This window comes from Halorubrum halodurans (genome assembly GCF_002252985.1).
GTDB classification, from domain to species: Archaea; Halobacteriota; Halobacteria; order Halobacteriales; family Haloferacaceae; genus Halorubrum; species Halorubrum halodurans.
In genome coordinates, this window is sequence record NZ_NHPJ01000085.1 from 58,918 (window position 1) to 83,856 (window position 24,939).

Annotated in this window: 18 protein-coding genes and 1 tRNA gene; 5 read left to right on the plus strand and 14 right to left on the minus strand. The window is 69.8% G+C overall.

Features of this window, described 5'->3' with window-relative positions:
- Positions 1-74 precede the first annotated feature (74 nt).
- Together pheT and pheS are read right to left on the minus strand one after the other, a co-directional pair.
- The gene (gene pheT, locus DJ70_RS08700; protein WP_094532023.1) at positions 75-1,811 is read right to left on the minus strand and encodes a phenylalanine--tRNA ligase subunit beta; all 1,737 of its coding nucleotides are present in this window, start codon (positions 1,809-1,811) and stop codon (positions 75-77) included.
- Entirely contained in the window at positions 1,811-3,316 is a 1,506-nt protein-coding gene (pheS, locus tag DJ70_RS08705; protein ID WP_094532025.1) for a phenylalanine--tRNA ligase subunit alpha, read from the minus strand. The genes pheT and pheS overlap by 1 nt, the downstream gene beginning before the upstream one ends.
- Positions 3,317-3,696: 380 nt before the next feature.
- Here pheS and DJ70_RS08710 point away from each other — a divergent pair, with 380 nt between their 5' ends.
- Positions 3,697-4,002 (plus strand): HalOD1 output domain-containing protein, encoded by a 306-nt coding sequence (locus tag DJ70_RS08710; RefSeq protein WP_094532027.1) that lies wholly within the window; start codon positions 3,697-3,699, stop codon positions 4,000-4,002.
- Positions 4,003-4,025: 23 nt separating this feature from the next.
- On the opposite strand, the gene DJ70_RS08715 is transcribed toward DJ70_RS08710, so the two are convergent.
- The 8 genes from DJ70_RS08715 to DJ70_RS08750 all read right to left on the minus strand — a co-directional run bounded on the left by DJ70_RS08715 (position 4,026) and on the right by DJ70_RS08750 (position 13,737).
- Entirely contained in the window at positions 4,026-4,685 is a 660-nt protein-coding gene (locus DJ70_RS08715; protein ID WP_094532029.1) for a M48 family metalloprotease, read from the minus strand.
- A 66-nt stretch (positions 4,686-4,751) separates the two neighbouring features.
- Positions 4,752-5,402, minus strand: a complete 651-nt coding sequence (locus DJ70_RS08720; protein ID WP_094532031.1) for an AAA family ATPase — start codon at positions 5,400-5,402, stop codon at positions 4,752-4,754.
- Positions 5,399-6,295, minus strand: a complete 897-nt coding sequence (locus tag DJ70_RS08725) for a DUF7857 domain-containing protein (RefSeq protein ID WP_321169299.1) — start codon at positions 6,293-6,295, stop codon at positions 5,399-5,401. The genes DJ70_RS08720 and DJ70_RS08725 overlap by 4 nt, the downstream gene beginning before the upstream one ends.
- A 24-nt stretch (positions 6,296-6,319) precedes the next feature.
- Positions 6,320-7,090 carry a DUF7856 family protein gene (locus DJ70_RS08730; RefSeq protein WP_094532033.1) on the minus strand — a complete coding sequence of 257 codons (771 nt, stop codon included), beginning with the start codon at positions 7,088-7,090 and terminating at the stop codon, positions 6,320-6,322.
- Positions 7,087-7,425, minus strand: a complete 339-nt coding sequence (locus DJ70_RS08735) for a DUF7855 family protein (RefSeq protein ID WP_094532035.1) — start codon at positions 7,423-7,425, stop codon at positions 7,087-7,089. The genes DJ70_RS08730 and DJ70_RS08735 overlap by 4 nt, the downstream gene beginning before the upstream one ends.
- Positions 7,426-7,505: 80 nt before the next feature.
- Positions 7,506-7,832: a DUF7854 family protein gene (locus DJ70_RS08740; RefSeq protein ID WP_094532037.1), complete on the minus strand. Its 327-nt coding sequence runs from the start codon at positions 7,830-7,832 to the stop codon at positions 7,506-7,508.
- A complete protein-coding gene (locus DJ70_RS08745) occupies positions 7,833-13,307 on the minus strand; it encodes an LAGLIDADG family homing endonuclease (protein ID WP_094532039.1) in 5,475 nt (1,824 codons plus the stop codon).
- A gap of 67 nt (positions 13,308-13,374) precedes the next feature.
- Entirely contained in the window at positions 13,375-13,737 is a 363-nt protein-coding gene (locus DJ70_RS08750) for a hypothetical protein (protein WP_094532041.1), read from the minus strand.
- 243 nt (positions 13,738-13,980) lie between these two features.
- Between DJ70_RS08750 and DJ70_RS08755 the strand changes: the two genes are divergently transcribed.
- Complete coding sequence (locus DJ70_RS08755) at positions 13,981-16,323, plus strand: DEAD/DEAH box helicase (RefSeq protein ID WP_094532043.1); 2,343 nt, start codon at positions 13,981-13,983, stop codon at positions 16,321-16,323.
- A 682-nt stretch (positions 16,324-17,005) separates the two neighbouring features.
- Here DJ70_RS08755 and DJ70_RS08760 read toward each other — a convergent pair.
- Positions 17,006-17,089, minus strand: a tRNA-Leu gene (locus DJ70_RS08760).
- Between the two features lie 30 nt (positions 17,090-17,119).
- A complete protein-coding gene (locus tag DJ70_RS08765) occupies positions 17,120-18,280 on the minus strand; it encodes a PAS domain-containing sensor histidine kinase (RefSeq protein WP_094532045.1) in 1,161 nt (386 codons plus the stop codon).
- 79 nt (positions 18,281-18,359) lie between these two features.
- On the opposite strand from DJ70_RS08765, the gene DJ70_RS08770 reads away from it, so the two are divergent.
- Together DJ70_RS08770 and DJ70_RS08775 are read left to right on the plus strand one after the other, a co-directional pair.
- Positions 18,360-18,854, plus strand: a complete 495-nt coding sequence (locus DJ70_RS08770; protein WP_094532047.1) for a DUF309 domain-containing protein — start codon at positions 18,360-18,362, stop codon at positions 18,852-18,854.
- Between the two features lie 79 nt (positions 18,855-18,933).
- Positions 18,934-19,641 carry a DUF192 domain-containing protein gene (locus DJ70_RS08775; protein WP_094532048.1) on the plus strand — a complete coding sequence of 236 codons (708 nt, stop codon included), beginning with the start codon at positions 18,934-18,936 and terminating at the stop codon, positions 19,639-19,641.
- A 185-nt stretch (positions 19,642-19,826) separates the two neighbouring features.
- On the opposite strand, the gene DJ70_RS08780 is transcribed toward DJ70_RS08775, so the two are convergent.
- Positions 19,827-20,153, minus strand: coding sequence for a HalOD1 output domain-containing protein (locus DJ70_RS08780; RefSeq protein WP_179234018.1), 327 nt, complete (start codon positions 20,151-20,153; stop codon positions 19,827-19,829).
- 109 nt (positions 20,154-20,262) lie between these two features.
- Here DJ70_RS08780 and DJ70_RS08785 point away from each other — a divergent pair, with 109 nt between their 5' ends.
- Entirely contained in the window at positions 20,263-20,733 is a 471-nt protein-coding gene (locus DJ70_RS08785) for a hypothetical protein (RefSeq protein WP_094532050.1), read from the plus strand.
- 504 nt (positions 20,734-21,237) lie between these two features.
- On the opposite strand, the gene DJ70_RS08790 is transcribed toward DJ70_RS08785, so the two are convergent.
- Positions 21,238-24,837, minus strand: a complete 3,600-nt coding sequence (locus DJ70_RS08790; RefSeq protein WP_094532052.1) for a PAS domain S-box protein — start codon at positions 24,835-24,837, stop codon at positions 21,238-21,240.
- Positions 24,838-24,939: the final 102 nt, after the last annotated feature.

Consider the following 24,939-nt stretch of genomic DNA (forward strand, 5'->3'; position numbering starts at 1 on the left):
CCGTCGGAACGGGCGCCCCGCGATCGGGTCACGCGGGGCACCGCGAGCGCGTGCCGCGACGGACTCGGGTCCCGTCAGCGCAGCGCGTCGAGGTCGAACTCGAAGGCGGCGACGGGCACCTCCAGGTCGTGCTCGACGAGCACTTCGGGGTGGACCTCGCCGATCACGCCGACGGACTCGCCGTCGACGACGACGCTCGCGGTCCGCCCGTCGATGAACGTCGGGTGCGCGGTCCGCGGCGTCTCCAGCTCGGCGCCGAAGTCGTCACACACCGCCTGGAGTCGGCCCTTCGCGGCCTCGTAGGAGGCGTCCCGGCGCGCGACCGCGCCGGCGACGTGGCGGGACTCCGCCACGCTCGTGTTCTCCGATTCGTCGCGCTCGGCGACGAAGCCGATCTCGGCGACGTCCTGCGGGTAGGCGTTGTGGGTGTTGCCCTCGAGCAGGAGCAGCAGCGACGGGAGCGCCCACGTCCGCAGCTGGGTGTACTCCTCGCTGTACGGCTCCGTGATCGCGACCGGGTCGCCGCCGCCGAAGGCGTCGGTTCCCGGCTCCAGGTTCATGCGGTCGTAGTTCTCGACCCCGCTCGTCATGTGGAAGTTGAGCAGGTCCTCGAAGCCGAGCCCGACGAGGCTCGTCCGGACGGCGTCCTCGAGGCGGGTGCGCTCGTGTCGCCCGCCGACGGTGCCCACGTCGGGGTAGCGCGGCTCCAGGCGGTCGAAGCCGTACGCACGTCCCACGTCGTCGACCAGATCGAGCGGGTGGAGCACGTCCACGCGGTACGGCGGGATCTCCACCTCGTAGGTCACCTCCTCGCCGAGCGAGTACGTCGCGTCCAGCCCGGAGCGCTCGAAGCAGTCGACGACCTCCTCGGGTTCGAAATCGACGCCGAGTAAGGTCTCGATCCGGTCGTGGGAGACCGACTTCTCGTCGACCTCGAGGTTCGGGCGGACGAGGTCGGCGCCGTACTCCGCGGGATGGGTCGCGCCGTCGGCGTACGCGACCTCGACCTCCTCGATCGTCGCGCCGCGCGCGGAGAGCGCGTAACAGACGATCGTACACATCTTGTCGATCGTCCACTGGTCCGTGCCGGTGAGCTCGACGAGCAGCTCGCGGGACCCGGTGTCCACCTCGGTCCGCCGCCCGTTGATCACCGGCGGGAACGAGAACAGCCCGAGCTCGTCGTAGATCGCGGGATAGCGGTCGTACTCGCGCACGAGGTCGGCGTACGTCCGGCCGGTGTCGTGTCCCTCGAGGACTTCGGCGGGCGTGAGCTCGTCGGTCGCGTCGAGCGGGACGAACGTCTCGCCGTCCGGCTCGATCCCGCGGTAGGTGATCGACCGCTCCGCGCCCTCCCGCAGCGGCGCGCCCTTGATCATCGCCAGGTCGTGGATCCCGATCGCGCCCTTCGCGCGGCCGCGACCCATCGTGGCGTGGAGCTTCTCCTGGAGCTGGATCAGCGACTCGAGGGCGGACTCGTCGAGGTCGACGCCGCGGACCACCGCGCCCGTGACGTAGGGGCGCTCGTCGGGCACCGACTCGTCGACCTCGATGGTCCACTCGGCGTCGTTGACCTCGGGGACGTACACCCCGCGGTCGTCGCCGTAGTGGTAGCGCAGCGAGCGCGCGACGCCCTCGACCGAGAGCCGGTCGAGCCGGTCGGGCGCGAACTCGAACTGGAGCTCGCCGTCGTCGGTCTCCCCCTCGAACTCCAAGCCGAGCCCGAAGAGGTCCTCTCTGAACTCCTCGTCCGTCTTCTCCGTGCGGCCGGTGAGCCCGCGGAGCGCGTCGGGGTCGACGTCGACGACGGGCATCAGTAGCTCACCTCCGCGTTCCGCAGGAAGTCGATGTCGGCCAACGTTCCGTGGAGGTCGCGGATGTCCTCCGCGCCGGTGGTGAGCATCGCGAGCCGCTCGAGGGCGAGCCCCCACGCCATCACGTCGCAGTCGACGCCGAGGGGCCCGGTCACCTCCTCGCGGAAGATGCCGGAGTTGCCGATCTCGATCTCCTCGCCGGTCTCGGGGTGGTCGCCGAACAGCTCGAAGGAGGGCTCGGTGTAGGGGTTGTAGTGCGGTTTAAACCGGATGTCCGTGATCCCGAACTGGCGGTAGAACTCCTCGAAGGTGCCCATCAGGTCGCGCACCGAGAGGTCCTCGGCCATCACCCACCCCTCGATCTGGAAGAACTCGAGCAGGTGCGTCGGGTCGAGCGTATCGTTGCGGTACACCTTCTCGACGGAGAAGTACCGCTGGGGCGGCTCCAGCTCCGCGCCCGCGTACCCCGAGAGGTACCGCATCGACAGCGAGGTGGTGTGCCCGCGGAGGGCCACCTCGCGCGCGAAGTCGGCGGACCACGGCGAGTGGTAGCCGTCGCCGTCCTCGCCCCACCCGTCGCGGTGGGCGGTCTCGACGCGGTCGATCAGGGCGGGAGGGATCTCCGCCATCGGCTCCACGTCCAGCGCGAACCGGTCCCAGTGGGTCCGCGCCGGGTGGTCCTGGGGCATGAACAGGCAGTCGTTGATCCAGAAGTCGCTGTCGGCGTGGGGGCCCTCCATCTCCTGAAAGCCCATGCCGACGAGCACGTCCTTCACGCGGTCGGCGGTCCGGCGGAGCACGTGTTTCCGGCCGCCCTCGACCGCCGGCGCGTCCGCTTCGACGTTGTACTCGGCGAACTCGACGTCCGCCCACTCCCCGCTGGCGAGGAGCTCCGGGGTCACCTGGCCGACCGTCTCGGCCGCCTCGACGCCCTCCATCAGCGCGTCGACGCCCGCGTCGGTGAGCGTGACCGCGCGGGTGGTGCGCTCGGCGAGATCGACGAGCCCGCGTGAGGCGAGCCGGTCGAGGACGCCCTCGTCGTCGACGCTCCCGCCGTCGGCGAGCGTCTCGAGCGCGGTCGCCTCGGGATCCCCGTCGGGATCGGCGGCCGGATCGACCGTCAGATCGCCCGAGTCGATCGTTCCGAGCCCCTTCCGCGGGAGGTTCGCGAGCGCGATGTCGACCTCGGGACCCGCCAGGTCGGCGCGGCCGATGACCTCGCCCATCGGGGCGGCCGACGAGGCCGCCCCGGCGTCGACCGCCGCCCGGTAGAGCCGCGTCTCGGGGAGGCCGTCGGCGACGTAGTCGCGCCCCTCCTCCGTGAGTTCGGCGACCGCCGTCGTCGTCTCGGTCACGGCGAGCAGCCCCTCATCGCGCAGGTCGAAGGCCGCGCCGGTGACGGTCTCGGGTTTCAGGCCCGTCTCGGTCGCGATCTCGTCCATCGTCCGTTCGTCCGTCGCGCTCGCGGCCTCGAGGACCGCGAGCTGTCGTTCCGGGAGTCGCATTCGGTTGTGTGGATACGTGTGTGGCTGGGTGGTAACGGTTCCGGCACGTCGCCGGCGCGGTGCGTGGCGGCGAGGACGGGAGCGCGATCCGCGGGGACCGCCCCGTCGCCGCCGGCCGAACCGCGCGGTTTCACCGACCCGCCGCGGGACGGCTCCGCCGCGCGCGTCTCAGTCGAAGAACGGCTCGAACGCGTCGCCGTCGGCTTCCCTGGCGATACCCTCGCAGGCGCGTTCGAGTGCCATGTGCGCCCGTGGAGCGTGCGCCCGATTATACGTTTCGCTCGATCCGCCGCGCCGGACGCTCCCCGCCCGAGTCTGGTGGTTATCCGACCCGATAACCGGCGGGGAGCGTTTATATATCGACGGGCCAAGGGAGCGCCATGAGCAGCGTCACGACGAACGTCTCCGATGCCGGATCGCCGTCCGAGTCGGTCCGGATCGCACACGGCCATGACGAGCGACTACCGAGCCTCGCCGTCGTCGAGGCGCTCGCCGATCTCGCCGGCGTGAATCCCAACGGGCTCGGCGACGAGGCGGGGATCGTCCTGTACGACCACGTCGACCCCGACGCGCTCGACAGGCTCGTCACCCATCGTTCCGACGGCGACGTCGACCTCTCGTTCACCGTGGGGGCGTACGAGGTGCGGGTCGACTCCGACGAGGTCGTCGCCCGTCCCGCGGAGTAGCCGTCCCGCGGAACGGCGCGTTCTCAGGCGTCGTCCGCCGCCCGTTCCCGGAGCGCCGCGATCCGGTCGCCGAGCGGAGGTTGGACCTCGAACCACGTCGACCAGTCGCCCGTCTCGGGCTCGACCCCGCGTCGTTCCGCGACCGTCTCGAAGGCGTCGGCGACCCGAGCGGCCCCGACCGCGTCGGCGGCGCGGTCGTCGGCCGCGTACTGGACCCGCCGTCCGACCCAGAAGGAGGCGAGCCCGATCGCGACGAGGGCGGAGAAGCCGGCGTCGAACGCCACGGCCGTCGTCACGATCGCGGTGAGGAGCCCGACGACGACCGCGATCGCGACGGCGCGGAACTCGGCGTAGTACGTCCGGACGCGACCCGCCTCGGCGGCGAGGAGCCCGAGCGCGACCTCCTCGTTCAGCTCCCCGAGAACGGCCTCGGTGAGAAGGAGCACCCGCCGGCGCGGCGGCCCCTCGACGGAGACCTCGATCGCGTCCGGGTCGGCACCCTCCACGACGGCGACCCGGTCGACCGAGAGGCCGGCCTCGCGGCGGAGCTCGTCGAGCGCCGCGCGCTCGGGACCGGTCGGCTCCCGGAGGTCCCGGAACCGATCCGCCGCGTAGAGGGGGCCCACCGCGACGGCGAGGAACGCGAGGACGACGACGCCGACGAGGAACGCGGCCGTGAGCATCGGCCGATCGTCGAGCCCGCCGCGGCTAAAACCACGCGGTCCCGGCGACTGCCCTCTCGACCCCCGTCACCGGGGAACTCGGCGCGCGATCGCACGGACCGCGTCGGCGGCGGCGCCGCCGGGGGCCGCGTCCACGACGGGCCGTTCCTCGACGACCGAGCGACCGACCCTGGGGTCCGCCGGGACGATCGCGACCGGCGCGCCGATCGCGTCCGCGACGGCGTCCGCCGGCGGCTCCTCGACGACCCGATTGACCGCGCACGCGACGAGCCCGGCGTCGAGCTCGCGGGCCAGCTCTCGGGTCCGGATCGCGTCCGCCAGCGCGAACGCCCGCGGGGAGACGACCACGAGGCAGGCGTCGGCGATCGCCAGCGGGACGCCCGCGTCGGCGCGCCGTCCCGCCGGACAGTCGATCACGACGGTCCCGTGCGTCCGTTCGACGCGCTCGACGGCGTCGCCGAGCCGAGTCAGGTCCGCCGCCCGCGCGCCGGCGAGCGTTTGACCGCAGGGAACCACGTCGACCGGACCGGGGCGGAGCGTCTCCTCGACCGACGCGCGACCGGCGAGCACGTCGTGGAGATCCGGGCCGCGACCGGCCGGGAGGTCCGCCATGCCGAGGTCGGCGTCCACGACGGCCGCGCCGAGCGCCGCCGCGACGTTGTACGCGAGGGTCGTCTTCCCGACGCCGCCCTTGCCGCCCGCGACGGCGAGGATCACGCGAGCCGCTCCAGCGCCTCGGTCGGCACGTCCGTCTCCTCCGCACGCGCCGACAGCGCCGCCGCGCGCTCGCTCAGCCGTCTGAGCGCCGCCGCGTCGTCGGCGACGCGCTCGTCGAGGGTCCCGACCGCCGCCACCCCGCCCAGGCGGTCGACCGCGTCGGTCGCCGTCGCGAGGTCGGCGCCCGTCAACCGCTCCGCCCGTTCGATGCGGCGCTCGGCCCGCTCCATGCGTCGTTCCGCCCCCGCGAACGGGTCGTCGGGGCCGCCCCGTTCCGTCGAAACGGCGGCGACGTTCCCGCCGACCGCCCCCGACACGCGAGGGTCAGCCTCCCCGTTTCCGCCGTCGTCCGGTTCCGGGTCCGTATCGGCCGTCGGCGTCGCCGGGTCGTTCTCGTCCACCGCCTCCGCGTCGGCGCCGTCCGCCGGCCCGGCGTCGTCCGTGCCCGGAGGGGTCGTCCCGGCCGCGGATCCGTCGCCCGCGCACGCGTCGACGACCGGACCCGTTCGACCGGCGTCGACGACGGCGTCCCGCGGCGGGCGATGGTCGCCGAGGGATCGGACCGCCGCCTCCGCCGTGCGGGGAGGCGAGTCGACGGCGGCGATCGGTCCGGCGTCCGCGATCTCGACCGGGGGATCGGCGATCTGCTCGGTCGGCGGGACGACGACCGCGAACCCGACGCCCCGACGTTCGTCCGGCTCGAGACGGAGCGTCACGCCGCCCGCGTCCCACCCCGCCTCCGGAACGCCCGATCGCCGCGGCGGGAGTGCCGGGCCGTCGATCCGGCTTCGGACGCGCACACGTTGCGGAACGGCGGTCGCGTTGTGGACCCGACAGGCGACGAACCGCACGCTCCCCTCGGGTTCGACGGTCCACGAGAAGTCCACGCTCATGCGCCGGCTGGCGCGGCATCCTACCTAAAGCTCGGGTCCGGTCACGGGGACGCCGAGGATCGCTTCCGGATCCCTCCCCTCCCACGCGTCGGAAACGGGCTCGGCCGTCGGGCGGAGGACCACCGGTCCCTCGATCTCCGCGATCCGTATCGCCGCGAGCGAGGCGGCGCGTCGGGGACCGTCGTACCCGCTCGGGGCCCTCCCGGCGTCGGCGGGATCGCCCCCCGGAACCGCCGACAACGCCTCGCGGAACGCGTCGTACACCGCTCGCGAGAGCTCCTTCCGGGCGTCTCGCCTCCGGTTTCCCAGCCGGTCGCGCAGGACGAGCCGGCGCTCGCGCTCGTCGCGCGCCGCGGCCGCCCGCTCGCGTTCCCGCTCGAGCGTCTGTTCGGCCGCGATCCGAGCGGTCTGTGCCTCCGACAGCTCCGCCGCGGCCGCCTCGAGGTCGGCGAGCACCGCCGCGGGATCGGCACCGACCGCCCGGCGGCCCCGGACGTCGCCGCGGAGCGCCGCGACGCGTTCCGCGAGCCGCCCCTCCTCGCCCGCGGCGTCGGCGAGCCCTCGTCGGGCGCTCTCGAGGTCGACTTCCGGGATCTCGATCGCCGTCGACTCCGCGCGGATCGCCGCGATATCGTCCGCGACCGACGCGGTCCGTCCGCGGGAGCGCGCCGCGGCGGCGAGCTCCCGCCTGAGGCTCGTTCCGGTCGGCACCCGCCCGAGCACGACCTCCGGATCGGGGACCGGCGCGTCGTCGACGCGTGCGACCGGCGCGTCGTCCGCTTCGGAAGCGGTCACAGCTCCCGACGCTTCATCGCCTCCGGGTCGGGGTGGTCCGTCCCGGCGGCGAACGACGCGTAGGGCGTCGACCTCGCGTCCCGCTCGGCGTAGGCGCTCGCCGCCCGCCTGACCGCGTCGTCGACGATCGCGAACTCGTTGAACGGCTCCGTTCGCTCGATCTGGACGGCGTCGCCGTGGCTCTCGCGCAGCCGCAACGCCAGAAACGCGCCGTACGCGCTCGCTTCGAGCAGCGCCGCGCGGCCGAACCGCCGGACCACCTGGTCGTCGTGGCGGCGGCACGCGTTGCGGAGCCCGGTCCGGGCCGCTTCCGAGTACGTCACGACCAGTATCACGACCGTCGGTCACGGTTATCGGATATATCGGTTCCGAACCGCCGCGGCGCCCGGCCTCGGCGACCGGTCGAGCCGCGAACTCAGACTCGCTCGAGGTCGAACTCGGGAACGTCCCCGTTCGCCTCCGACCCCACCCGCCCGGCGGCGTCCGCGTCCGGCGCGGGATCGATCCCGGCGGCCGCCAACACCCGCTCGCGCGCCGCCGCCCTCGAGGGGGCGACCACGACGCGTCCGTCGACCGGCGGATCGCCGACCGCGCGGAAGACGGCGCCCTCGCCGTCGAACTCCGTGGCGTACGTCCGGAGCACGGCCGCGACGCGTCGTTCCGTCCCCGAGAGGTCCTCCTCGCCGTTCTCGAACGCGCGGAGGGCGTTCTCGACGTTCCGCAGCGCGGATATCCGGTCCATCTACGTCGTCCGCAGGTGGCCCTGCTGTGGCTCGTACACTTCGCCCTTCGTCCGGAGCTTCTCGATCTCCTGTTCGGCCTTGCCGGGGTCCATGCCGATCTCGCCCGCGCGGTCGAGCACCTCGTCGACGGGCGCGCCCTCCTCGTACTCCTCCTCGATGTCCGCGATGAGCCCCTTGATGTTCTTGATGCGGTCGCGCTGGCTCTTCGAGGTGCCCGTCTCGACGACGTCGGCGTCGAACTGGCCCGTCTCCGGGTCGACCCCGATGTCCTGAAGACACGACTCGACGATGTCGGTCGCGCGGTCCGCGTCCTCGCGGTCGACCGTGTCGGAGAGGCGAACCCGTGCGCTCGCCTCCGAGAGCCGCACCATCGCCTCCAGCTTCCGGGCAGTGACCGGCACGGGCGCGTCCTCGTCGGCCCCCTTCGCGCGGAGGTCGACGTAGAACTCCTCGATGAGCTCCTTCGCCTCCTCGGTCATCGTCGGGTAACAGGAGCGTTTCGCGTGCGCGATGTACTTCCGAAGCAGCTCGGCGTCGATCGCCGGAGCGACCTCCTGGGTCACCTCCGCGACCTGATCCGAGGTGAACTCCGAGGTCGCCAGCTCCTCGCGCTGGGTGTTGAGCTCGCCGGCGTAGTTCGTCTTGATGATGTGTTTCGCGAGCCGCGAGTCGTGTTCGGGGTCCGGCTGGTCGGTCACCGTGAAGATCAGGTCGAACCGCGAGATGAGCGCGGGCTCCAAGTCGATCTGCTCGCCGATCGGCTCGTACTGGTCGAACCGCCCGTACTTCGGGTTCGCCGCGCCGAGCAGCGAACACCGCGCCTTCAGCGTCGCGTTGATCCCCGCCTTCGAGACGGAGATCTTCTGCTGTTCGAGCCCCTCGTGCATCGCGGAGCGGTCCGAGGAGTTGTGGACCACCAGCCCGTTTGCGACGAAGTTGTGCGTCCCCTCGACGGTCAGATCGTACACCTTCGGCCGCCGTCCGTCGTCGATCCGGGACAGGATCGACCGCAGTTCCTCCCTGACGGCGGTCACCTCGCTAACGACCGCCTCACGCAACTCGTCGAGCCGATCCGTTTCGACGGATCCGGAGAGCCACCGCGAGACGGTCGCCTGGCTCACGTCGAACGACGACGAGACGTCGGTCTGACTGACGCCGTACGCGTCGAGTGCGGCCAGCAATTCCGTTCGCGTCCCCTTTGGGAGTTCGCGGTCGACGAGTTCTCGCGCGCGTCGCTCGACCGTTCCGATCGGTCCGCCGATGGCGTCGGCGAGTCGCTGTCTGAGGACCGTGCCACGGTGTTCGACCGATTCCGGAGGAACCGCCTCGACCGACTCGACCCGACGCCACTTCACGTCGCCGCGGACGAACTCGCGGAGGTCGTCGAGGTCGGTTTCCGCGACTTCGGTGAGCACCTCCCGGAGTCGCGCGGTCACCGTCCGACGGACCTCGTCGCTCTCGCCCCACTCGCGGGAGATCTGCTGTTGGGACAGCGTCGTCCCCTCGGCTAACTCGGACTGCGAGACGTGGTATCGACTCCGAAGCTCCGAGAGGGTCTCCCACGTCGGCGTCGCGTCGAGCGCGTCGCGGTCTTCGTCCGCGCGCTCGCGCCGGTTCTCGAACGCCGCGAGTATCCGCTCGGCACGGTGTAGCGAGACGTTCGCATTCCCGTTCTCGAAGTCGTGATACGTGACCGCACCAACGCCGCACTCGCTCTGGTGAAGCCGGAGCGAGTCGCGACACCACGCGAGTACGCCGTCGATCTCCGGGACCACGTCGAGGATCGTGCGGTCGCCGTCGGCGGCATCGACGACGCGGTCGAGGGCTTCGGCCTTCCGCGTGGCCGTGAACCCGACGTACCGCCGGAACGCCGCGAGCGAATCCGCGTCGGTCACCGTGAGGTAGTACACGTCGCGCCCGCCGTCTCGCTCGCGGTGCTGGAGCTGACTCGACACGCCGAACCGTAAAAGGAGGTTTCCGGTGCCGCGGAGGAGGTCTCGGCTCGCCGACGCTATCCGAACGTTGCCCGCCGACTCGTCGACGTGCCCCTCGCTGTCGGCCACCGCGCGGACGAACGCGGCCTTCGCCGCGCGGCTCCCCGTCGTCACGGCGGTCGGGAAGCACTTCTCGTCGTACCGACCGAGGTTCATCCCCGCGTCGAGGACGATGTCGGCGTGTTCCTTCCCGGCGACGCGGACCGTCTCGACGCCCTCGTCGCGCCTCTCGCTCGGCGGCCGCACCGGCTCCGCGTCGAACGCCGCCCGCGCCGCGCGCTCGAAGTCGGCCAGCAGTTCGTCGTCCGCGTTGGTGAACCGGACGCCGTAGACGCCCTCGTCGCGGTCGTAGTAGACGTTCCCGTCGCCGGAGAGGTACCCGAGGACGCTCGCCGTGGCGGCGTCGACGCCGTCAGCGTCGATGCCCTCGCAGCCGTCGGGTTCGGTCGCCGGTCCGTTCCCACGGCTCGCGGCCGCCGCTCCGCCGTCCGCCGCCGTCGTCGGGATCTCGCGGGGGACGTACACCCAGTCGCCGGCGTCGAGCGCGGCCGCCTCGCGCTCGACGCGCTCGCCGTCGTCGAGGACGAAGAACGGATGGTCGGCCGTCGCCGTCAGCGACTCGCCGGTCTCCATCGTCACTCGGGTCAGCTCCGACGGCGCGTCGTACTCGTGGACGGCGGAGACGGGACGCTCGACCAACCGGCCGCTCTCGTCCATCGACCAGACGGCGAGGTCGACGTCTCGGATGCGGCGACCGTTCGAGAGCGATTCTATGTCACCGTCTTCGGCCGCTTCCCGCGCCAGTTCGTCGATTCGTTCCACGCGTCCGTCCGCGAGTGAGACCAGCGTGTCGCCGGTCACGCAGTCCATCTTATCGAGTTCGTCGACCGCGGCGATTCCCTTGTCGGCTAAGACGAGCGCGCCGGCCTCGAGCGACCACTGCTGGCCGTCGCCGAAGTCGTCTCTTACGGCTGCGGCGGTAAGGCCCGCCGCCGAGGAGCCCTTCCCGGAGGTGTAGACCGATCGAGGAGCGATGTTTTCTACATACGAAATCATCTGGGAGTTGTGTGAGATGATCCCGTTCGAGACGTAGTTGTGCGTGCCCGTTACCTCGAGATCGTACACCCAGTCGTCCTCGGATTCGACCCGTTCGATCGACTCGATTCGATCCCATCGAACGTCTCCATCGACGAATCGACGCAGTGCGGCAACGTCACGCGCGGTAGAACCGCCGTCCGCTTTAGCAAGCACCTCGACTTCGGAGCCGTTCGAGGATCGACACGCGTCCTCGAACGCATCGACGATCCGACGAAGCGCGGTCCGACTCGGGTTTCGATTTCCGGCTTCGTAGTGTCGGAACGTGCTCCGCGGGACGCCGCATTCGTACTGCGTCAGCCCGAGCGATTCACGTAACCGGCGAAGGGTCGAACCGACGCCGGGGACCACGTCCACGTTCGTGTTCTGGTCCGTCTTGAGGTGTTCCTCGGCTGCGGCCTGTTTCCGATCGGTGATGAATCCGATATCGGTAACGTATCGATCGAACTGTGACCCGCTGATACGGAGACGGTGACTGCCGTTTTGCCGCTCGTGTATCTGGGTCGTTATCCCGTGCTGAAGCAGGAGAGAACGAACGCCCGTGAGCAACTCCTCGCTCATCGACGCGACGGTTATCTCGCGTTGTGAGGTCGAGACGTGACCTTCTCCCTCGACAAAGCCTTCGATGAACGCTGCCGTGATAGCCTCGGAGGTGCCGAAGATACTCGGAGGAACTCGCCTTCCTGACGAGTTCTCGAGTATAGCCTCATCGATCCCTTCGAGGAAGCTGACGAACTCTCCCGCGGAGCAGAGCAATTCATGTACGCTCTTCCCGTCGTGTGGTTTTCGGATGGTGAATTCGAGTCCGAGGTTCGCGAGCGTGTTGCCGGCGTCGTCGAGGACTGCCTCGTCGTTGTTCGTGATCGAAACGAAGCCGGAGTGGTCGTCACGTTTCTCCACGTATCCCTCCGCTACGACGTATCCGATGAGACGAGCTAGCGCCGCAGTCCACTGCGTCGGAGGTTCGAGACGAACCGCGTTGTACGACCGTGCCCTACGGAAGTCGACGTCAAGCGTGTCATCGGCGTCGACGTCGAGTCGGCCGGGAGCCGCCACGAACTCGCCCACGTCCAGATCATCGGCCACCACCGGAGTGAACCGTGCGTCGCGCTGGACGAACAAGGGGTGAGACGGCGTCACTTCGATCTTCCGTCCCGACGAGGTTTCTATCCGATACATCGTTTCGGGGGCTTCTCGCTTCCAGACCTTCGTCGCTCGCGACCGTGCGATCGATCCCTCCTGCTGGAGGGCAGGAACCTCGAAGTCGACGTCGTCCCAAACGCCGTCGTCTACTTCCTTCGGATCGTCGAGGTTCTCCTCGACGACTTCTCTTATTTGACGTTCCCGACCGTCCCCGAGCGTGACATGCGTGTCTCCGTGAACACACTTCCCTGTACCAGGGTCGCCAATGAGGAGCATGTGGAGGTCGCCGCGGATCCGCGAGCCGTCGGGGAGGTGTTTGGTGACCCCCGAAAAGAGCTGGAGGATCATCGCGAGCTTCTCCTCCTCGTAGCCGTAGATGGCGGGCGCGATGGAGTCGACCATCGCCTCGTAGATGTCGTCGCGGTTGGAGAGCTCGATGATCTCACGGCGGTCCTCGTCGGTGATGTCCATGTCCTCGAACTCCTCGTCCTCGATGGCGATGGAGACGCCGTCCATGTACAGGTCGAAGATGGCGGACTTCTCGTTGCCCTGCTCGACCTGCTCGATGTGGAGGACGCCGACGCAGGTGACGTGGTCGCCGGGGCTCACCTCGCCGGTGATGTCGTCGACGATGTCGACGTCGAGCGACTGGGGCGTCTCGCCGCCGCGGAGTCCCTCGGGCGACTCCTGGATCCGGAGCTTCTGGGAGTCGACGAACTCCGACTGGTCGAAGTTGACGCGGAAGGGACCCTGCCGTTCACACCCCTGACACTCGTGTGGCTCCTGGAAGCCGCCGTCGCTCTGTGGAATGTACGTCATCGTCCCGCAGCGTTGACACTCGAAGGCCGCCTCGGTCACCTTCGGGCGAACGTCGGTCGCCTTGCGGACGATCCCCTGGACGGAGACGAGCTTGCCGATGTGGTCGTCGTGGACGCGGATCCCGCGGATGTCGATGCTCTCGGGGAGGTTCCGGAGGCGGACGTGTGCGCGGCCGAGGCTGACGTCCGCGGGGAGGTCGTACAGGCGAAGCGCCTCCTCGGCGTACTCGCGCATCTGGTCGGGCTTCGTGAGGAAGTCCTCGGCGAGGTCGCGGTCGAACTGGAAGAGGTCGTCGTACTCGACGTACAGCGAGCGCTGCTCGTTGGGGTACTTCTGTGCGAGGGTGCCTATCTCCTCGCGGTAGTAGTTCCGGTAGAACTGGATGAACCGTTCGGTGAGGTCCTGATTCCCGGCCTGAGCCATTACGCCACCCCTTCGTCGGCATCACGTATGAACCCCGTGCTCGACCGACGGAGCGGGGTGGTTCGGGCTACGCCCGCGAGACGAACGTCGCGTCCGCGGAGGTCCGTCCCTCGTTGAACGAGAGCACCTTCGCGCGTATCACGTCGCCCTTCCCGAGGTCGCTCGGGACGTCCTCCGTGAAGACGACGAACCCCTCGACCTTGCCGACGGCGACCTCGCGGCCCGAGTGGTGGTCGGTGAGCTCCGTCACGCCGAACTCGTAGGTCTCGCCGATCTCGACGGGCGGCTCGCGCTCGCGGGCGGCCTCGTGAGCGCGTTCGGACTCGCGCGCCTCGTCCGAGGGGCCGCGCACGCGGTTGAGGACCCCGACGAGGACGAGCAGGACGACCGCGGCCGCGGCGGCGACGGTGACCGGAGAGGTCGGAATCATACGCCCCCGTCGCCCCGTGGTCACCTAAACGGTCGGGATCCGGGCGTCGGTCGGGGCCGCGGGACGTGGGTGGCGGCGACGCGCGACGACCGTCGCACATGAGAAACGCCTTTGCGGCGGCGCCCCCGGTATCGATCCAATGCGACACAGCCGCGAGCGGCCTCGACTCGTCCACGGGAGCGGTACCGTCCACGAAGGTGGTGTGGCCCGCGGAATCGGTGCCGTCCACGGGAGTGGTGCGGCGTGAAGGTCGCGGACGCGGTCCCGGAGTTCGCGGACGCCTTCGGGTTCGAGGAGTTCAACCGGATGCAACGCGAGGCGCTGCCGGGGATCGTCGAGACCGACCACAACGTCGTCGCCTCCGCGCCGACCGCCTCGGGAAAGACGGCGCTCGCCGAGCTCGCGATCTGTAAGACCCTCTCGGAGGGCGGAACGGCGCTGTTCGTCGCCCCGCTCCGCGCGCTCACGAACGAGAAGGAGAGCGAGTGGGAGCGGTTCGAGGAGCTCGGCTACTCCGTGTACGTCGTCTCCGGCGAGCGCGACCTCAACCCCCGGCGCGCCGAGCGCGCCGACGTGCTCGTCACGACGCCCGAGAAGGCCGACAGCGCGACCCGGAAACACGACTCGGCGCGCTACTCCTTCATCACCGACGTCGACTGCGTCGTCATCGACGAGGTCCACCTGCTCGACTCCGAGAAGCGCGGGGCCGTGTTGGAGGTCACCGTCTCGCGGCTCCGGCGGCTCCAGGACCCCCGCGTCGTCGCGCTCTCGGCGACGATGCCGAACGTCGACGACGTGGCCGAGTGGCTCGACGCTCCCGCCGAAACCACCTACTCGTTCGGCGAGGAGTATCGCCCGGTCGACTTGGAGACCGGCGTCAAGACGTACAGTCACGGCTCGAACGCCTTCGCCGACAAGTACCGCCGGCTCTATCGGGCGATCGACCTGGCCGAGCCGCACGTCCGCGAGGACGGGCAGGCGCTCGTGTTCGTCTCCTCGCGACAGGACACGGTTCAGGCGGCGAAGAAGGCACGCGACGAGATCACGGAACGGGACGTCCCGATCGACTCGCGGGGCGACTACGACTTCCACACCGACGCGACGGAGCTCTCGAACGACACCCTGCGACAGTCCGTCCTCGACGGCGTCGGCTTCCACCACGCCGGGCTCTCGAAGGGGGACCGCGACCGCGTCGAGGCGTGGTTCAAGCAGGGGAAGATCAAGCTGCTCTTCTCGACGTCCACGCTCGCGTGGGGCGTGAACCTCCCCGCGCGCTGCGTCGTCATCCGCGACACGAAGTACCACGATCCCCTGGAGGGGGAGACCGACATCTCGCCGCTCGACGTGCTCCAGATGCTCGGGCGGGCGGGCCGCCCCGGCTACGACGACGTGGGGTACGGCTGGGTGGTGTGTGACCGCGCGGACGCCGACAAGTACCGAACCCTCCTCCGGGAGGGCAAGGAGATCGAGTCGCGGCTCGCGGCGGAGCTGGAGTCGCACCTCAACGCCGAGGTCGCGATGGGGACGATCCGCGATCTGGGGGACGTGATGGAGTGGCTGAAGACGACGTTCTACTACGTCCGCGCACGGTCGGAGCCGGAGGCGTACGGCTTCGACGGCCTCCGCGACCGCGTGCGCGACACCCTCGACTCGCTGGTCGAGGAGGGGTTCGTCGCGGCCGACGACGACCTCGCGGTCGAGCCGACGACCCTGGGTCGGCTCGCCTCGAAGTACTACATGCGCCTCGAGACCGCCCGACAGTTCCGCGACCTCGCGGAGCGCGACCGGCTCACCGTCGATTCGGTGCTCGAGACGGTCGCCGCCGCCGGCGAGTTCGACTCGGTGTCGGCGCGCTCCGCCGAGTCGGACGCGGTCGACCGGATCCTGGATGGCCGCGACACCGACCTCGAGGACGGCCACCGCAAGGTGTTCGCCATCCTGCTCGCGGGGATGGCCGACGCGACCCCCTCGGACCTCCGCTCGGACGCGTGGGTGATCCGCCAGAACGCGCTCCGCCTGCTCGCGGCGCTCTCGGAGTTCCTCGACCGGTTCTCCGGCCCGCGGGCGGCCAACCTCGCGTGCCGGATCGAGGCGCGGCTCGAACACGGCGTCTCCCGCGAGGCGGTCGCACTCACCGCGATCGACGGCGTCGGATCGGGACGCGCGGAGCGGCTCGCCGACGCCGGACTGACCTCGCCGGCCGCGGTCGTCGAGGCCGGCCCGGAGGCGCTCGCGAACGCCGGGATGAGCGACTCGGTGGCCGAGCGGATCGTCGAGGCCGCGGGCGAGTGTCCGCGGATCGACGTCGACTGGGGGGCGTTCCCCGAGACCGTCGCCGCCGGCGAGAACGAGCTGTGCGAGGTCGGCGTCTCGACGGCGGGCGGCGGCGCGCACGTCGGGATCCGCGTCACCGTCAACGACGTGGAGATGACCGAGACCGCGACGTACCTCGACGGGGAGACGACGACCCCGATCGGCGTGTTCGGCCCGCCGGACGCCGACGAACTCGAGTTCGTCGTCGAGGTGGTCTTCCCCGACCTGCCGCTGATGCCCGTGCGCGCCAGTCGAACCGTTCGGGTGGAGTAGGGAACGAGTGCGGTGGCGTCGCCGGCGGCTCCGCCGCCGGCTTCAAGCGAGAGCTTCGCTCTCGCCCTGCGCCTCCGAGTGCCCCGCAGGGGCGCGAGGAGCCCGCGAGGGACGCCACGAGCGAAGCGAGTGGCAACGAGGCGCTCCGCGCCTCTGGCAGCCGGCGGCGAAGCCGCCGGCGACGAGGCTGGGGAGGCGTGAGGTGCGGTTGCGGTGCTGTACGGGGCGGGACTCAAAGGGGCAGTCGCGATTCCCGCGAGCGTAAGCGAGCGGGAAGTCGAGAGACGAAGTCTCTCGGAAGGACGAAGCACGGCGACGGAAACACCGCAGCGAGCAACGCGAAGCAAGGAGCGCACCGAGCCGCGCGAGTCCTCGCGGCTGGGGCTTTGATGATGTCTTCCGTAGTCGTGTTCACCGCATCAGCACCAACAGATGAGTGATCGGTTGGATCTTTCGCGGAGCGGATCTTGAGTCCGTCGCCGTTTCCGGTCTTGAACACCTACGACTAGTGAGGAATTCCGAGTGAAGTTTTTGCGAGGGAAGAACGCTCCGAGAGCGCCCTTCCGCATCACGGGGGATGGACCCCGGCGATGCGAGGGGAGGGATTTGAACCACGGTCGCGCCGAAGGCGCTCCCTGATTCGAATCCCTCCGTCGTGCATTCGCGCGCTGTGGCGCGCTCATGCGAGGGGAGGGATTTGAACCCACGGACCTCTACAGGAGCGGATCTTGAGTCCGCCGCCGTTTCCGGGCTTGGCTACCCTCGCACGCGGTCGTGGATTCGACGCCGCAGCCCTTTATGCCGTCGGTTCCGCGCCGACCAGCCGCGCCTCGAACCCGCCCGCCCGCGACTCGCCGACCTCCAGCGTCCAGCCGTGAGCGGCCGCGACGCGCTCGACGATCGCGAGCCCGATCCCGGTTCCGCCGTCCTTCGAGACGCCGAACTCCGTCACCGCCTCCCGCTCCTCCTCGGGGAGGCCCGGCCCGTCGTCGGCGACGTACACGCCGCGGTCGTCGACGCCGACGCGAACCGTCGGCGCCTCCCCGGCGTGCTCGAAGGCGTTCGAGAGCAGGTTCCCGAGCGCCCGCCGGAGGAGGCTCGGGTCCGCGAGCACCGGTCCCCCGTCCTCCACGACGAGGGTCGCGCCGGCGGAGGGGTCGCCGAAGTCGCCCGACTCCCAGCAGTCACGCGCGAGCTCGCCCAGATCGACCGCGGTCTCCTCGACCGCTATCGCCGCCGGCTCGCGCGCCAGCACCAGCGCGTCGTCGATCAGCGCCCCGATCCGGTCGAGCGCCTCCTCGGCGGGATCCAGCCGGTCGAGGTCGCCGGTCTCGCGGGTCAGATCGACGTATCCCCTCGCGACCGACAGCGGGTTCCGCAGGTCGTGTGAGAGGAACCCGGAGAGCCGCTCGAGCCGTTCGTTCAGCCGTTCGAGTTCGCGCTCCCGCTCGACGCGAGCCGTGACGTCGCGGATGACCCCGACGACGCCGACGATCCGGGAGCCGGCCAAGGGGTCGTCGCCGCCGTCCGCTCCGTTCCCGATCCGACCGAGCTCCGCCGCGGTCAGCGGCGTGAGCCGAGTCTCCGTGGTCACGGACGACCCGTCGTCGAGCGTCGTCGTGAGCTGGATCCGCTCCTCCTCGGCGTCACCCGAGAGAACGCGCTCGGCCGCCTCGCGATACCGGTCGCCCTCCTCTTCGGGCCAGTAGCCCGCCTCGACGAGCCGCTCGGGGTGTTTCGCGAGGAGGAGGTCGTCGTCGAACCCCGTCACCTCCCGGAGCCGGTCGTTGGCGAACACCCGGACGCGGTCGGCGTCGAGCACGTACGCTCCGTCGCGGATGGCGTCGACGACCGCCGCGGCGTACCGATCGCGGTCGCGATCCCGCCCTTGACCGTCGTCCGGGGCGTCTTCGTCCGTCGAGACCCCGTCGTGGTCCGGGGTCTCCTCGTCGTCCATGGACCGAGCACGGAGGCGAGCGATAAGTGTGCGGCGATGTCCGCGAAACGGTTAGGTCGCTGGCGACGCGACTGGCGGCATGGACGATCACACCCGCGATCCGGGCGTCGCCCCGCCGATATCGGGCGAACCCGTGGGCTGGCGGCGCGACCGGACCGCGTCGAACGGGTGGGAACACGGGACGCTCCGGCGGGCGGTGGTCCACGGCGTCCGGCTGTACAACGACGGCGCGTATCACGAATCTCACGACTGCTTCGAGGACGAGTGGTACAACTACGGCCGCGGGACCACGGAGAGCACCTTCCTCCACGGGATGGTCCAGGTCGCGGCGGGCGCGTACAAGCGCGTCGACTTCGGGAGCGACGCGGGGATGCGGAGCCTCTTCGAGACCGCGCTCCAGTACCTCCGCGGCGTCCCGGCCGACTACTACGGGGTCGCGGTCGACGAGGTCCGCACGACGCTCACGGCCGCCCTCGACGACCCGACCGCGATCGACGGCTGGCGGATCGAGCTCGACGGCGACCGGCCGACCGCCGGTCCGGACAGCTACGCGTACGCGGAGGAGCTCGATTGACGGAGCGGCGACGGGGTCGGACGGGATCGCCCGCCCCGACGACCGGTTTATGTCGCCGGAGCGCGGAACGGGTACAACGATGGAGCGTCCCGGATCCGAACCCCGATCCCGGCGTCGATGTCTCCGCGCGATCGCCGGGATCGGGGTCGTCTCCCTCGCCGGGTGTCTGAACCGCGGGGGGTCGACGGAACCCACCGACGTCGACGCAAGCGAAGTCGACGTCAACGCGAGCGAAACCGACGGAGAGAACGCGACCGGAAACGACACCGAGGAGGTCGACGAGGACGCGGACGAGGGCGGCGACGGCGACAACGAGGACGACGACGGCGACAACGAGAGCGACGGCGACTCCGACGGCTCCGCGGACGCGGAGAGCGACCCGATCCACCCGGAATACGAAACCCGCGAGGTCGTCGTCGAGACCTCCGCCGGCGACGCCCTCGGGTCGGTGACCGCGGCGATCGCGGACACCGACGACCTCCGGCGCACGGGGCTGAGCGACACGGAATCGCTCCCCGAGGACCGCGGCATGCTGTTCGTCCACGGGTCGGTCCGGAGCCTGACCTACTGGATGCGCGAGATGGACTTCGGGATCGACATCGTGTTCGCGGACGCCGAGGGCGTCATCACCGGGATCCACCACGCGCCGGCGCCGGGCCCCGACGAGGACGGGACGGATCAGACGTACGGCGGCCGCGGGAAGTACGTCCTCGAGGTCGCCTACCGGTGGACCGAGGAGCGCGGCGTGAGCGTCGGCGACGTGCTCGTCTTCGATCCGGTCGAGTGAGTGGGCCACCGTGATCGGTCGGTCGCGTGGGGGAGTCGCCGCCGTCGGCTACGACCGGCAAACGACCGACCGATCCGTTTCACTCCTCGGAACGCCGGGACGCACACGAGCACCGGAACGAACGGGCGTACCGACGCCGTCCCAGGATCCCCGTTCTCCGTGAGCGTGAGTCGCCTCTCCGCTGCTCACCCGCCGCCGGACGACTGACCGAGCGAACGAACGAGATCACCGTCGACGTAGATCCTCTCGGTTCCCGTGACCTCCACGGTGTGATTCCGCGTCTCGAACTCGACGCTCCAGGCCCGACTCTCGTGATCCACCAACTCCTCGATCGCGTCGGTCGACACGTGGTCGTACAGCGTCGTATCGAGGTTCGCCGGCTCGACCCCCTTCGCTTCGGCGAGTGCCTCGGCGATCTGATTGGCAACGGATTCCACGACCCGTCGTTGCTTGTCGATACGGATTAACTTTTCCACACTCCTCGATCGAACGCGCTTCGGTCCGGTACGCATCGAGATCCGGCTCTCGAGCCGTGACCCGGAGACGGACTCGGCAGCATCCGAACCCCGTTGTCACTCGGACGGTATATTTAACACAGATTAGTAAGATCGCTGAAATCACATGAGACGACTCGTCACACGGAGCTTCCGGGCGTACAGCGCGTTGGCCGTGACACTGGCCGGTCTCACCGCCCTGTGGGCACTCGACGTCGTCGCGGTGCCGATACCGGTCGTCGGCTACGGCTGGCTCGGCGTCGCCGTCGTCGGGACCCTCGTCGCCGTGGGAATGTACACCGCTCCCGAAGCAACGCTCGAACGGGACGCCACCGACGAGCGGCTGGAGACGTTCGAGGAGAGCACGTTCACCGGACGGCCGCTCGAGCTGTACATCGGCGCGCTCGCCGTGTGGGCCGCCGTCTCGTTCGGCTGGGTCGTCGGCGGGATGAGCCCCGGCGGCCTCGAGCTCGTCGGCTACGGCTGGCTGGCCATCGCGTTCTACGGCGCCGTCGTCGTGATCGGGCTCGTGACTACCCACGGCGATGCCGTCGCTACGGCCGTCGATCCGACGGAGACGCTGAAGACGAACGACTGATCCTCGCTCGTCACTCGGATCCACCGGGGGTTCGGTCGCCGACCGGCGGCCGGCGGCTCCGCCTTCGACGACGGCCTCGAGGCCCGAGGCGCGAAGTGCCCGGAGGAGCGGGCGGCATACAGCCCGAGATCCGCTGACGACGCGCGAAAACACGACACCTACACGATAACCTATTTTATATTAAACCGCCTGCTCGAAACGGTTTGCCGTTTACCATTTCCTTGTGGCGTGTCACCATGGAGATGCTCCGGCCTCGCGACGGGGAGGGGGTTCCTTCGTCGACGCGACCCTACGAGAGCAACGCCAAACTCCTCGGAGACCTTCCGTGGGTCGCGTTTCCGGCGGTCGTGGCGGGTCTCGTCCTCGTCGGCGGTCAGCTTCGCACCCCGCGTCCGGGGCAGGCGGTCCCGTTGCTCGACGTCGTCGCGGTGGTTCTGGTCGTATCGCTCGCGTGGCCGCCGTCGTACCGGCTGCTGCGCGACCGGCGCCGCTCCTCGCGGGCGATCACTCCGCCGGCCGTCCCGAGTCCTCCTCGCCACGCGAGAGCCGTGCGTCGTCCTCCGTGGGCTGGTCGGGGACCGCTCCCGGTAACCGGAGAACGACCGTGGTCCCGGTCGTCGACGTCTCCTCCCGGCGTATCTCGCCGCCCGCCGAGTCGGCGATCCACCTGGTCAGCCAGAGGCCGAGCCCGCTCGCGTGAGTGAGCTGGGAGATGTCCTCCTCGCCGGCGACGACCTCCCACTCGGCGTCCGAGATGCCGGGGCCGTCGTCACGGATCCTGACCTCCGCCCACTCGCTCCCGTTCGAGACGCGTCGGGCGTCGATCGAGACCGTCGGGGTCTCCGCGTCGGCGTGCTCTATCGCGTTTCCGATCAGCTCCTCGAACGCACGGCCCACGTCCTCGGTGCCGTTCACCCACAGCGCCTCGGGAAGGTCCACGTCGATCTCGGCGTCCGGATGCGCCGTCCGCGCTTCGGCGACCGCCTCCCGGAGACTGGAGACGACGTTCATCGGGCGGGCGTCCCGCTCGCCTCTGCCCAGGACGGCCTCGAGCTCCTTGGCCTTCTCGCTCAACGTCGCGACGTCCTCGGCGTTCGCGCGAAGCCGCTCCGCGTGTCCGACGAGCTCCTCGTCGTCGATCCGGTCGACCAACTCCGACGCCAGTCCCATGACGACGTTCATGTCGTTCCGCAGGTTGTGCCGGAGCACTCGATTGAGCACCTGTAAGTAGCGTTCGCGCTCCTTCTGGTCGGTGATGTCGGTGTACACCGCGAACGCGAACTGCTCGCCGTCGAGCGAGTAGGGGATGCTTCGCACGAGGAAGTCGCGACGACCACCCGCCGTCTCCCGTTGGACGTCGACGCGCACCTGCTCGGCCGTTCGGGTGCTCTCGTGGAGGATCCCGGCGTCCGGGGCGTCCTCGGTCGGCACGACGAGCGCGTTCAGGTCCGCGCCGCGAGCACGCTCCCTGTCGTACCCGAAGACGTCCGCGAAGGCCGGGTTACTGAACTCGACGATCGGATCCGTGCCCTCGAAGCGCACCTCGACGACCGGGTCCGGGAGGTTCTCGAACAGCTTCCGGAACCGCTCGCGTTGGGCCTCGAGGGAGGTGCGGGTCGCCGCGAGCTCGCCGATGTCGTGTAACACGCCCGCGATCGCCGCGTTCCCCCGGTCCGTCTCCGTCGCCGAGAACTCGAACTGGACGGGTCGCGTCTCCCCGCCCTCCGATCGGACCTCGGTCTCCGTCGTCCGGTGGTCGTCGGGCGACGCCGTCCGTACGTCCCGAAGCGTCGCCCGGAGCGACGACGCCTCGCTCGCGGGCACGAGGTCCGTGAGCGGCGTCCCGACGAGCTGACCCGGTTCCCGTCCGAGATACGTCGTCAGCGGTTGCGTCTCGAAGGCGAACTCCCCGTTCCCGTCCAGCAGAAACACCTTCTCGTCGAGGTGGTCGAGGATGCGGTGGAGCTGTCGCATCTCCGTCTCCCGCCCGAGGCGGTCGAACGCGCTCGCCGCCGTGATCGCGAGGAGTTTGACCAGGGCGGCGTCCTCGTTTCCGAACGCGTTTCTCGTCGTCGCGCCGACGCCGAGCACGCCGTGGTCGTCAAGCGGGATGAACATCCCCGACTCGACCGCGCCGTATCCGACGTCCGTCGCGTCCGCGAAGTCGTCGACGACGACCGGCTTCCGCGACCGGAACGCCTCCCCGGCCAGGCCCTCGTCGTCGCCGAAGGTCGGCGGCTCGGGAACCCGCGCGTGTGCCTTCGCGGAGTACCTGGTCGGCGGCAGCGTCCCGCTCTCGGCGTCGTGGAGGCGGACCGACGTGATCTCGTACCCGAAGACCCGCTCCATCTCGTCGACGATCGCGTCGAGGAGCTCGTCCTCGGTCGTGACCTCGATGAACGCCTGGGAGGCGGAGACGAGCGCGTTGAGCGTCTGCTCACGCTCCTTGCGCTCGGTCACGTCCTGGGCCGCCCCCCGGATCGTCACCACGTCGCCGTCGGCGTCGGTGATCGGCAACCCCTGGACGCGGAGCCAGCGAAGCTCGTCGGGGGTCTTCCAGTAGCGGAGCTCCACGTCGAACGACGAGCCGGACGCGACGGCCTCCTCGACGGCGTTCTCGATGGTGGGTCGGTCGGCCTCGTGATAGACGTCGAGCGCCTCGTCGAGCGGCGGCGCCGTCTCGTACTCGACGCCGAGGAGATCGAAGAGGTGCTCCGTCCAGAAGACCTCGTCCGTCTCCACGTCGATCTCCCACCCGCCGACCTCGGCGACACGCTCGGTTCGGTTGAGCAGGTTCTGGAACCGCTCGAGTTCGTCCTCACGCCGCTTGCGTTCCGTGACGTCCGTGAAGTACACCGATAAGCCCTCCTCGTCGGGATACGCCCGAACCTCGAACCAGACGTCCAGCGGTTCGAACCGCTCCTCGAAGGAGACGGACTCCTGCGTCTCGAGGGCCTCGTGATACTTCTCGTAGAACGTCGTTCCGACGGCCTCCGGGGCGTTCTCCCAGAGGTGTCGCCCGACGACGCCGGCGTCGTCGTCGAGCCCCATCGCCCCGCGAAGCACTTGGGCCCCCATGTCGTTGATGTAGGTGACGCGCCAGTCGGTGTCGACGGTGAAGAACGCGTCGTCGACCCGCTCGAGCGTGCGCTTGAGTCTGTCCCGCGTCGCCGTGAGCTCGCGGCGCTGTTCGCGCCGTTCGAGCTGTTGGCGCAGCCACTGTGCCATGATCTCGATGAGGGCCCGTTCCTCGTCGGTGAACTCGGACCGCCGCGGGTCGCGGTCCGCGAAACACAGCGTTCCGTACAGCTCGCCGTCGACGGCGATCCGAGCGCCCATGTAACAGCCGAGGCCGAACTTCTCGAAGGCGGGGTCGTCGGCGATCTCGTTCGACGCGTTCCGTACCGTCAGCGGCGACTCCGTGTCGGGGGCGACGGTTCGGCGACAGTACGTCTCCGAGAGGTCGCTGGTGATCCCCTCCTGGATCAGTTCGTGGTCGCCCGCCGCCGCGACGATCTCGAAGTCGCCTGCCGCCTCGTCGATGCGGGCGAGAAACGCGACGTCCGTCCCGAACACGTCGGAGCCGAACGCGAGCAGCTGATGGACCTGTTCGGTAAACGTCGCCTCCGGATCGGACGTGATCCGGTGGAGCCGCTGGAGCCCGTCCTGGCTCGCCTCCAATCTCGCTTCGTAGCTTCGGCGCTCACGAACCCGCGACACGACGGACTCGATCTGGTTGGCGACGAATCCCTCGTGTACCTCGCCGTCCCGCATCTCGACGATGCCGGTCGCCGAGCTGTCGAGGACGTGATCCGCGTGTGCCGTCCCGGTCGCGAGCAGGATCGGCAGCTCCGGGTGATCGGCGCGCAGCGTCGAGAGGACCGCCACGCCGTCCATCGCCGGGGGACTGTGGCGCGTCACCACGCAATCGACGCGCTCGTCGGCGAGGACGGACCGTGCCTCCTCGAGCGTCGAGACCGTCCGGAGCGTGAGGTCGTCGCGCTCCGTGAAACTGAGCTGCGACGTGAGATCGATCTCGGTTCCGGCCGACGGCTCGAGTACGAGGACGCGAACGTCCTCCCCGGATTCGTCCCCAAACGACATGTATTATTACACGGTTGAACCGGGCGTTGATAATAGTTCCGAGCGGGACGAGACGGATCTCACACGATCGACCACCCCTCGCCGGCGGGTGACCGCCTCGGA